The 1612-nt window shown below is 23.4% G+C and carries 2 protein-coding genes; both read right to left on the reverse strand.

Going from position 1 to position 1612, the window contains the following annotated elements:
* Nucleotides 1-43: 43 nt before the first annotated feature.
* Complete coding sequence (locus tag GXM17_RS21270; RefSeq protein ID WP_163401522.1) at nucleotides 44-529, reverse strand: hypothetical protein; 486 nt, start codon at nucleotides 527-529, stop codon at nucleotides 44-46.
* Between the two features lie 115 nt (nucleotides 530-644).
* Entirely contained in the window at nucleotides 645-1490 is an 846-nt protein-coding gene (locus GXM17_RS21275) for a hypothetical protein (protein WP_163401523.1), read from the reverse strand.
* Nucleotides 1491-1612: the final 122 nt, after the last annotated feature.

The raw sequence follows: 1612 nt of genomic DNA on the forward strand, positions 1-1612 counted from the left end.
ATTGGCTTTTGTTATATTTGTCTGTAAAAATGTACATTTCATTTTAAATTTGTGTACATTTCATTTTTGCGATTATAAAAAAATCAAGATAAATAATAGATTGAAGAAATTTTTTAGTGATTTCAGAATTATAATCAGCCATTACGATTTTTTCGTTTTTGACAATTCTAAAAGTAAAATTTAAAACGGCTGATGAATCATTCTCTTTTTTGTAGTTAAAATATGCAACTCTTAAATTTTCTCCAACAGTATTAAAAATATAGATTTCGTTTTTATTCAACAATATTATTCCATTGATTGTTTTTCTTGAATGTAATATGTTGCAGTCAAATTCATTAGTTAATTTTATAGTGCATAAAGTTTCAACAACATTTTTAGAAAATAGATATTTTGTTTTACTTTTTATGTCTAACAATAAATCTATTTCATTTAGGTCTTCATCATGGGATGATTTTGATTTGAGGTTTTCAATAATTGTTTGCCGATTTCTATGAAGAAAATTAAGACACATTTTATTATCAAGTATCATAATTGTTTATTGTTAAGTTTTTAGCTAGTGCTGGCAACGTTCTGGTAGTATGTAGCGTTTGGGGTAAAATATAACAGTATATTCGAATTTGCCAAATTTCCCAAATATAAGTTTATTAGGTGTTTTTTATTTTATCAAGATAAATTTTGATATCATTTGTTTCAAATAAATCAAAATCTATCAATTTATCTCTCAATAGGGAAATTCTGTTAAGATTAAATTTAGCTTTCTTAAAAATTTGCATTTTTATTTTATTTTGATTTTTTTTATTTTTTGTCATATACTTCACTCTCATAAATATTTGTTCATATTCATTATATAAAGCGACCAGATAAAAAAATGGCAAACTAAAAAAACTTAAAAATGCTGGTAAAACTAGTGTGTTAAGATTCTCTTTCGAAGTAAATTTAGAAAATTCATTTATGGTTTTAAAAACTGAAAATAAAAAATAAAATAAACCAATAATTGATAAAATATTTAATATAAAAGTTGTCGAATATTTATCATCGTTTTTTTCAGATATGAATTTTGCAATCCCAAGAAATGTTATTAAAGGCAACATAATAATTTCAACAGTAAGATTAAAACTCCTGAAGTTTATAATAAACTCTAAAAATATCGTTAATTTAAAAATGTTATTAATTATCGGTATAAAATCTCTAATCTTTCTTGCATTTATTGATTTGAATAAAGTTAAAAATGAAAATGTAACAAACCAAAATGAAGTATCTTTTATAAAGCTTGAATTCCAAAATCCCATTTTATAAATTAAATAAACTTCCATAATTGTAAATAGAAGCATAGAAATATAAAGAACAGACAATTTACTTGCAAAGAAGCGTTTTATAACTTTACCAAAAGCATTACCAATCTGTTTCGATAAAATAAATACGAAAATTAGAGTTGTCCAAATTATATATGCAATTTCTCTATTACTAAATACTTTTTGTAATTCTTCCATCTTCTGCTTTGTTAGGTAAACTTGCTTGTAACGTCAGTCTGTGAAAAAACTTCCGTTTGTTGAGTTCCAAATATAGCAAAACAATTGTATAAAAGGCAGAAAAGGTTTATATTTAATAATGC

Source organism: Flavobacterium fluviatile (assembly GCF_010645065.1).
Classification (GTDB): Bacteria; Bacteroidota; Bacteroidia; order Flavobacteriales; family Flavobacteriaceae; genus Flavobacterium; species Flavobacterium fluviatile.

Bases quoted from the DNA above. Each gene is read 5' to 3' on its own strand.
- GXM17_RS21270 (WP_163401522.1), bottom strand. From the start codon at position 529: ATGATACTTGATAATAAAATGTGTCTTAATTTTCTTCATAGAAATCGG.
- GXM17_RS21275 (WP_163401523.1), bottom strand. From the start codon at position 1,490: ATGGAAGAATTACAAAAAGTATTTAGTAATAGAGAAATTGCATATATA.